Here is an 8,350-nt window from a genome sequence, read left to right as displayed (position 1 = left end):
GCTCGGCCTCGTGAACATGAAGGGCAGAATCTACGACGCGCATATGGGGAGGTTTTTGACGCCGGACCCCTTTGTGCCCGAGCCGGGCAACAGCCAGTCGTGGAATCGGTATAGCTATGTGGTCAATAATCCGTTGAATTGGACAGATCCCAGTGGGTTTACAGAGTGCCCGACGGACTACACGTTTGCCCCGTCGCTCGGCTACTACTCATGTATCTGGAACGGCAATACCCATGACCCTAATATTGAGGAAATCACAGTCACGGGGCGCAGCGGTGGAACGCCAGCCTATTGGGGCGCTCATTACTTGGGGTTTGGGGGCGGCTCTCTGTGGGATGCACCTATCCTGGGTTCGGCGGGCGCGACGGGGTCTGGTAGTGCCGGAGGACCTGACAGTTTTCAGCCAGCAGCAAATACCAAGGATAATGCGAAGCTGAAGCAGAAGTTGAAGTCTCTGGGTCTCGATCCGTCGAAGCTTCCCGCCACGGTGCCTCCTAGGCCGATCAAGGGCCCGGGCGAGCATTTCCAGAATCCGAACTCGCTTCTCAAGTCGCTGCTGGATGCGATCGCCGCCATGCGAAACCATCAGGGGTTCGGGAAGCCGGGGATCGAGCTCACTTCTCAGATTCGTGATCACTTCAAGGGCACCTATTATGAAAGGATAGGGGCGCATGCTGATTTCGCGGATCCCAGTGCTACGATACGGATTCATTCAGACACTTTGTTGACGATTCACAGTCATCCGCCTGGGCCACGAAGGATATCCCAGCGAGATCGGGCCAGCGCGAGCGAGTCAGGAATTCTTGGAGTAGTCGTTCATCCTCGAGGCCCCGCACAGATTTACGGAGTATTCGACGGAACACTGCAGACACTAGACGTGGAGCCACATAGAAGAAGGAGGCGAAGGTGACGAGGCGACGCCCCATCGAGATTACGAGGATTCAACAACTACGACCGCTATGCGGGGTAGTCTGTAGCGCTGTGCTAGCCGTACTGGCAACCACGTCACTGGGCTGCGGCCGCTCTGACGAACCAAGCGCAGCGAAGGCGCTTGGCAAGGAGTTGCCGAGCGACGTTTCGCTGGTGTCGCTGATCGCGGTACCGGAGCGCTACAACAAGAAGAAGATCAGGGTGACGGGGTTCGCGGTGTACGAGTTTGAGCATACGGCCCTTTACCTTACGAAGGAGCACTGGGACTACGGTTCGGGCCAGAATGCGGTTTGGTTTGTTTCCGGAAGTGAGGAGATATCCAAACGCGCTGGGGCGCTGAACCGGAGCTGGGTGCTATTGGAGGGAGTCTTCAACAGCGAGCATCATGGGCACCTGTCCGGCTTCAGTGCTGCTATCGTAGATGTTTCACGATTTGAAAAGGTCGCCGATCACCGTGCAGTAGAAAAGGACCTGGAGGAGTACCGTAAGAGCGAGGAGGAGAAGGAAAAGGCTCCGGAGGGCGATTCGCAACCTTAGGAATTGACCGACGAGAAACGGAGAGGATAGTCACTACTACGAGGGCGCACGAGAAACGGACCGACGTTGACCGCTGAAGGGGCGTGCTGACGAGAAACCGACAGAAAGGATGAAGTGGCGCACGCCGGGGGACGGGTAGCGAGAATCTGACCGGGGTTCGCCATCGAGGGTCGTCACGCCGGGGCGTTCCGATCCGGATGCGGTAGGTTTGAGAGCACAACACGCTGGGTGGTTCCTGGCGGCCGGGCCCGACGGCCGGCGGTGTGAGAAACTGACCGGGGTTGCCGGCCCAGGGTCATGGCATCCGGGCGCAGCAGTCAGCTTTTGACCATCGCATGAGCGGGTGGACGAACGGCGCTGTGGAGGTGGTCCGAGAAGCCCGCGACGTGCAGCGACAGCGGTGTTGTGCACGGCGAAGTTTGCGAGGGACGGAGCGATGCGGCCGGATTTTCGTCCTCCGGTCCCCCCTGCCCGGACGACGACAGGTCATCCCTGCCCACAAGTCACTCCCACACCTAGCCTAGCCAGGCGTGCTGAGCTCGCCCTCCAGATGAGCCACGACCACGGCGGCGGCTGCATCGCCGGTGATGTTCACGGTGGTGCGAAACATGTCCAGGATTCGCTCCACGCCGAGCACCAAGGCGATGCCTTCCACGGGAACGCCGGTCTGCTGCAGGACGATCACGAGCATCATCATGCCGACCCCGGGTACGCCCGCAGTCCCGATGGAGGCCAGCGTGGCTGTCAGGACGATGGCCAGCTGATCCAGCGCGGACAGCGGGATGCCGTAGACCTGCGCGATGAACACCGCCGAGATACCCTGATACAGGGCAGTGCCGTTCATGTTTATCGTCGCGCCCAAGGGCAGGACGAACGACGCGATGGCCTTCGAGACGCCGAGCCTCTCCGTGCAGCACTCGATGGTGACGGGTAGCGTCGCAGACGAGGACGAGGTGGAAAACGCGATGCCTTGCGCCGGCCAGACCCCTCTGAGAAAGCGTCCGGTCTTCACTTTGGTCAGGTAGCTGACAAGCGGTGCGTACGTGAAGTTGAGCAGAACAAGGCCCAGGCACGTGATGACGGTGTACTTGGTCAGGAGCACGAGGATGTCGAACCCGAACTGACCGACTACCGCTGCGATCAAAGCGAACACACCGTAAGGAGCAAGCTTGATCACGAAATGAACCATCACGATCATCGCGTCGTTTACGCCCTCGAAAAAGGTCACCACAGCGTCTTTTCGTGGCGTACTGACGAACAGGATCGCGACGCCCATGAACATCGCGAAGAAGATTATCTGCAGCATCTTGGGCCGCGGCCCTGCCGCAGCAGTAAGCGGGTTGGTGGGCACGATGTCGAGCAGGGTGTCCACGGCGCTTGGCTTGCTCTGCGCTGTGGACACCTTGTTCTGCGCCTGCTCGCTGTAGCTAGCCAGGATCTGGCTTTGCGTTTCGGCCCCGAGCCCCGAGCCCGGTTCGAGCACGTTAGCAAGCAGCAGGCCGATCCCGACCGAGAGCGCCGTGTAGCCCAGATAGAAGACCACCGTCCGGGCGCCAATACGGCCGAGCTTCTTGATGTCACCTAGGCTGGCCGTGCCCACGAAAAGGGACGCGAACACGAGCGGCACGACCACCATGAAGATGAGCCGGATGAAGAGCTTGCCCACGGGTTCGAAGACCCTGATGTCCGGTCCGATCAGTAGACCCGCGAAGGCGCCGAAGAACAGCGCGATCAGGATCCGGGTTGGCAGCTTGAGTGGGAGCAACCCGAGCGCGAGAAACAGCAGCGGAACAAGCAGGGCCATGAAGGTCTGCTTGTCGCTGAGCTTCTGGAACAGGCCGAGCGATGGGCCAACAAGGAGCCCGAGGAGCGTGGCGGCCCACAGGGCGAGGTAGATCTTCCAGAATCGAGGGATCGTCCAGCTCACCGCGACGCTCTTTCTCGCTTGTGACGGCGCCGGCGTCAGCGAGCCACAACAACGGGACAGGGACTGTGGCGCACGGTTTTTTCGGCCACGCTGCCGATCAGCAGATGCGCGAGTCCGGTGCGACCATGCGACGACACCACGATCAGATCGATGTCGTGGTCGCTGGCGTACCTGCACAGAGCGTCGGCGGGACTGGCGGCGTTGATTAGGCGCAGGGCGACCTCGGCCAGATCGCCTAGCCGCTCACGGCGCAAGCGCTCGAGGTCTTCGGTGAGGGATTCCTCGATGGCGCAGGGCTCGTCCTCGGCCTTGCCAGCCCTGTCGGCGAGACCTGCTGGAGCACCAAGGTACACGTGAGCGAGCGTGATCCTGGCTCCTGTGAGCTTGGCCAGCTCGCAGCTGAGGTCGAGCCCAAGCACGGAGGCCGGCGAGAAGTCGGTCCCGACGAGCATGTGTTGGGTCAAGGCCATAGCGCTGTCCGGGCGAGATGCGTCCCACCAACGTGAGCACACGTTCGAAAACGCTGGTGCGCGACCCTCAGCTTCGGCCAAGGCCCTGAATGCCCTACCGGCGCTCGCGCCGGGCAGCTCAAGTCGCGCAACGAACCGTTGTGGTCGGCTGCCTGCCCACCCTTGTGGCAAGCCCTTGTGATGAATCGTCGTGCCTGGTCAGCAGCCTAGCACGCACGCGCGTTGACCCCCTCCTTGCACTCCTTGGACCTCGCGGCAGATTCCACCGACCGGGCTGTTGCAGACCCTGCTCTCGCCCTGGCACCTTGGAGGCCTGCCGCCGAGCAGACACATGCGTTGGTTGCCGAATTGGCCGCAGATGAAAGGGGGCGGGCAGAAGCCGCCCAGAGGCCCGCCAAAGCCGCCGGCACCCCAACCTGGGCCAAAGCCGCTGACTCCAAAGCCGCCGACGCCCCAGCCGCCGCCCCAGACACCGCCAAGGCCGCTGGCACCCCAACCTGCTGGGCCAAAGCCGCTGACACCTACGACACCACCAAAGCCGCCGAAGCCGGCTACGCCTGGACCTACGTTGTTGGTGCAGCCGGCGCCGAGCAACGCCAAACAAGCCACAAGAGCGAACGACAGAGTGGCGCGATGTCGCGGTTGCGCCGTCTTTCGGACAAACATGACTGACCTCCATGCTGAGCAGGACCACGCTCGCCCTGCTTTCCAGCCCTTCATAGCACGACTTACGGATATTCCCCACCAAAACGCAATTATGCGTCTTGCAGGTTACATGGTGTTCCAGTGCAGCACACGTCTTCGTACGGGTACTGCGCTTTTGTGGGCGCTGTGTTCCAATTTTGCACGCAGAGATTGGGGGGCGACACTTGGGTCCCGTGCTGCCAAAACCAGTGCCTGTTTCGAAACCCCGGAGCATGGGGCAGCGCCGCTGGAGCCCGATGGCGTCTTGGCCAGCCGAGGCCAACCGAGGTATGTGCAGCGAGGGCGGGCTAGGGCCGAGCGCAAGGCGGCACTGCCGGCAGCCCCGCGCCGCAAGCGGGGCGACGGGAGCGAGCTGCAGCGGGCGCTAGCAGCCGACAACGCAGGATGGCTGCCCCCGCACTTCACGACAGATTCCGCCGAGAGGGTTGTTGCATACCCGGCCTTCGTTGAAGCAGGGCGGCGGCGTAAGGGCGCCGAGCGGCATGCACATTCGCCGGTTATCCCACGAGCTGCATACGTAGCCCGGTGGGCATCCGAAGCCGACCGCCGGCCCGCCAAAGCCCGAAAAGCCCCAGGGGGTAAAACCGCTGGCGCCAAAGCCCGAAAAGCCCCAGGGGCTGAAGCCGCTGACACCAAAGCCGCTGACACCAAAGCCGCCAAAGCCGGCTACGCCTGGCCCTACGTTGTTGGAGCAGCCGGCTGCGAGCATCATCATACAGGCCGCAAGCGCGAACGCCATAGCGGCGCGACGTCGCGGTCGCGCCGTCTTTCGAACAAACATGACTGACCTCCATGCTGAGCAGGGCCACGCTCGCCCTGCAATCTCGCCTTTCATAGCACGACTTACAGACATTAACTTACAAAAACCCAAATAAGCGACTTACAGATTACAGGTGTTCCAGAGCAGCACATGCCTTCGTACGAGTACTGCGCTCTTCTGGGATCCGTCGTCGAAACTTGCGGGCAGCGATCGGGGGCCTTCTCGGCTGCTCATCAGGAAGCTATCATCACACACCTATGTTCAGGTCACTCGCGGTCCAGGCGTTCGCAGGAGTCTCCGTGCTCGCTTGCTCAGCACCTTACTTCGGGTGACGCGGCGGCTGGGAGCGGCGCTATCCACACACTGGCTATCTCCCTGTATTCGAAGGCGGCGCAGCGCCGCTGGATGGGATGGATCGAAATCGAAAGTGGCGATGTTGTTTTGGCCCGACGCCTTAGCACGGCACACAAGGGCCATGGGCTCAGTACCGGTGCCGATTCGGGTCCGATAGCGTGCGTGTACCGGCTCGACGGTGTACATAGCCTGCCTGGATGAACAGAGCATTCGCTGGGACGGCGGGTGCGTGGGAGCTCGAGGCTACGACGGGTAGACCGGCGTGCGGTAGGCGTACGGTTCCCGCAACATGATGGATCAGGCAGGTTGCATGCTCTTGGCTGGACAGACCGGGACGGGACCCCGCCTGGACCGCGCCCGTTGCAGCGCATTGGTGTTGCTGTTGGCCATCGCCTTGGGCGCATGCGCGTCCAGCCAGGGACCCTACTCGTTTGTAGACCGCGCCGGACGTGTGGTTCGCGGCGGGCTACGGTTCGCCAGTCCCTATTCCGAGGGCATGGCGGCGGCTCGAGTGAGCGGTCGCTGGGGGTATCTTGACGCCTCGGGCCACTGGGCGATCAAGCCTCGGTTCCGTGACGCGGCGAGCTTCTCCGAGGGCATGGCATGGGTCCGGCGCGAGGACGGCGCGGCCGGCTATGTGGATCATGACGGCAACTGGGTGCTGGGCCCGACAGGAGGAACGATCGTGTCCCCGGGGCGGCGAAGCGACGCGGGCACGAGCTCGGAGCGCCGCGCCCGCAGGGTGCCGGCCGAGCACCTGCGCTACCCCATGGGCGAGTTTCACGAAGGGTTGGCGCCGGTGCGCATCGAGGGCGTGTCGCAGCTCGTTCTGCCGGATCGTCGAAGGCTGTCGCTTTCCCCTCACAGTTACGGCTTTGTCGACGGGATGGGGCAGGTGGCCATCGCTCCGGCTTTCGATGAGGTGTCCCACTTCGAGCAGGGGCTGGCCGAAGTCTGGCTCGGTTCGCCGCTTTCTCAGGCTGTGATCGATACGACGGGTGCCTATGTGGTGCCACCGATCATGCAGCAGTTCGCGCTTCGTTCCGGCATCACGTGCATGCGCAAAGGCCACTCGAGGGTCCTGACCGACAGCGGTATGGACGTGATCCGCGACATCTCTGAATATGGACTGCTCCAGACGGGGTTGGGTCGCAAGCAGATCGTGCTCGGAGAGCCGATTCCGCCCTTTTCCAAGCAGGATGCCGTGTGCATTTTTCACGAAGGCTTGATGCCCGTCCACAAGGACGGCAAGTACGGCTTTCTGAACCGCCGTGGCGAGCTGGCCATTCCGCTAGCTTTCGACGAGGTGCGCCATTTCGCCGATGGTTTGGCCGCTGCCCGCGCCGGCGGGCGTTGGGGCGCCATCAACAAGCGGGGGCGCTGGGTGATACCGGCGCGCTTTGCGGAGCCTTTTCGCTTCTCGGAGGGGCTAGCAGGCGCTACCAAGGCCAGGGACGGGCTCATAGGCTTCATCGACAAGCGAGGCGTGTTCGTTATTCCTCCTCGCTACACGTACGCTGACGAGTTCAGTCACGGCAGGGCGCTCGTGTCCACGGCCCCGCGCAGCTCACCACCCAGCTTGGTCGCCACGTTCTAGGCATTAGGCGTCGGGTCAGAAAACCATCGCTACTTCGATTTCGATCCATTCCGTGCAGCGGCGTCGCGCCGCCCTAGCAGACGAGAATCTTGCGAGCAAGCGCGGGCTCAGGCGCAAGAGTTGCGAGCTCGGGACCATGCGAAACACCGGCTTCGAGGGCCGGGCTCGGTTCGATCGTGGCGCATCGCGGTTCGATCGTGGCGCATCGCGGTTCGGTCGTGGCGCACTGCGGCCCGCCAGAGGACAGCAGGGGTGGCCTGGATTCTGCTTGTGCCTTCAAGTACCTGTTAGAGCCTCCTGGTCTGGGTAACGCGGGGTTCCTGAAGGACCTCGATCAGACCACACCAGGATCCCATGTTGGAGGTACGCGATGACTCGCATCAAGACGATACTGTGTCCCGTCGACTTCTCCGAAACCGCAGAGGTCGCGTTCAACTACGCGCTGGATTTGGCAGGAAGCCTGGGAGGCCAAATACACCTGCTCCACGTATATCAATTGCCTATCTACTCCCTCCCTGATGGGGGTGTGGTTGGTGGCGCGAGCTGGGACCATCACATGCGCGAAGCAGCTCAGAAGGAGCTTGACGAATTCCTGCAGAAGCATCGCGACGCTTCCGTCAAGGTGACTCCGCATATTGCGCAGGGTCTTCCCCACATGGAGATCAATCGCGCCGCCACAGAGAACGCGGCAGACCTTGTCGTGATGGGCACCCATGGGCGCAGCGGCCTTTCTCACCTCCTGATGGGCAGCGTGGCCGAGCGTGTGGTGCGGACCTCGGAGCTACCTGTGCTGACTGTTCGCGGCCAGCGCAAGTCCAGGTAGTTCGCGTCGACGGGGCCCGCCACCCGAATTTCGTAGGCTGTGCGTCGCGGTCTGGGCAGTGCACAGGTTTTCCTTGACAGGCCTGCGGCCGCGTGCTCCGGTGAGTGATGCTCCCGTTCGCGGGAGCAGGCCCGCGCGGTTTCGCCCCCCCGCCGCGCGGGCCGTTTTTTTCTGATTCTCTCTATACCTCAAGATCCTCTGCCGAGGTACTAGTGTGGGTGCTCCGGCGGCAGTGGCGGCTTCAGGC

At 62.5% G+C, this 8,350-nt stretch carries 8 protein-coding genes; 4 read left to right on the top strand and 4 right to left on the bottom strand.

Annotation, left to right across the window (positions count from 1 at the left end; translation table 11 throughout):
- Both MJD61_13615 and MJD61_13610 read left to right on the top strand, forming a co-directional pair.
- A partial coding sequence (locus MJD61_13615) for a hypothetical protein (protein MCG8556309.1) occupies nucleotides 1-910 on the top strand: 910 nt, incomplete at its 5' end.
- A complete protein-coding gene (locus MJD61_13610; GenBank protein ID MCG8556308.1) occupies nucleotides 907-1,467 on the top strand; it encodes a hypothetical protein in 561 nt (186 codons plus the stop codon). The genes MJD61_13615 and MJD61_13610, both read left to right, overlap by 4 nt.
- A 520-nt stretch (nucleotides 1,468-1,987) precedes the next feature.
- On the opposite strand, the gene MJD61_13605 is transcribed toward MJD61_13610, so the two are convergent.
- From MJD61_13605 to MJD61_13590, 4 genes are all read right to left on the bottom strand, one after another.
- Nucleotides 1,988-3,394 (bottom strand): dicarboxylate/amino acid:cation symporter, encoded by a 1,407-nt coding sequence (locus tag MJD61_13605; GenBank protein MCG8556307.1) that lies wholly within the window; start codon nucleotides 3,392-3,394, stop codon nucleotides 1,988-1,990.
- Between the two features lie 35 nt (nucleotides 3,395-3,429).
- Complete coding sequence (locus tag MJD61_13600; GenBank protein ID MCG8556306.1) at nucleotides 3,430-3,864, bottom strand: universal stress protein; 435 nt, start codon at nucleotides 3,862-3,864, stop codon at nucleotides 3,430-3,432.
- 198 nt (nucleotides 3,865-4,062) lie between these two features.
- Nucleotides 4,063-4,530: a hypothetical protein gene (locus MJD61_13595; protein MCG8556305.1), complete on the bottom strand. Its 468-nt coding sequence runs from the start codon at nucleotides 4,528-4,530 to the stop codon at nucleotides 4,063-4,065.
- A gap of 403 nt (nucleotides 4,531-4,933) precedes the next feature.
- Entirely contained in the window at nucleotides 4,934-5,350 is a 417-nt protein-coding gene (locus MJD61_13590; GenBank protein MCG8556304.1) for a hypothetical protein, read from the bottom strand.
- Nucleotides 5,351-5,972: 622 nt separating this feature from the next.
- Here MJD61_13590 and MJD61_13585 point away from each other — a divergent pair.
- A complete protein-coding gene (locus MJD61_13585; GenBank protein MCG8556303.1) occupies nucleotides 5,973-7,280 on the top strand; it encodes a WG repeat-containing protein in 1,308 nt (435 codons plus the stop codon).
- 370 nt (nucleotides 7,281-7,650) lie between these two features.
- Nucleotides 7,651-8,103, top strand: coding sequence for a universal stress protein (locus MJD61_13580; GenBank protein ID MCG8556302.1), 453 nt, complete (start codon nucleotides 7,651-7,653; stop codon nucleotides 8,101-8,103).
- Nucleotides 8,104-8,350: the final 247 nt, after the last annotated feature.

It is taken from the genome of Pseudomonadota bacterium, from assembly GCA_022361155.1.
Classification (GTDB): Bacteria; Myxococcota_A; Polyangia; order Polyangiales; family JAKSBK01; genus JAKSBK01.
This window is presented reverse-complemented; position numbering and strand designations above follow the sequence as displayed.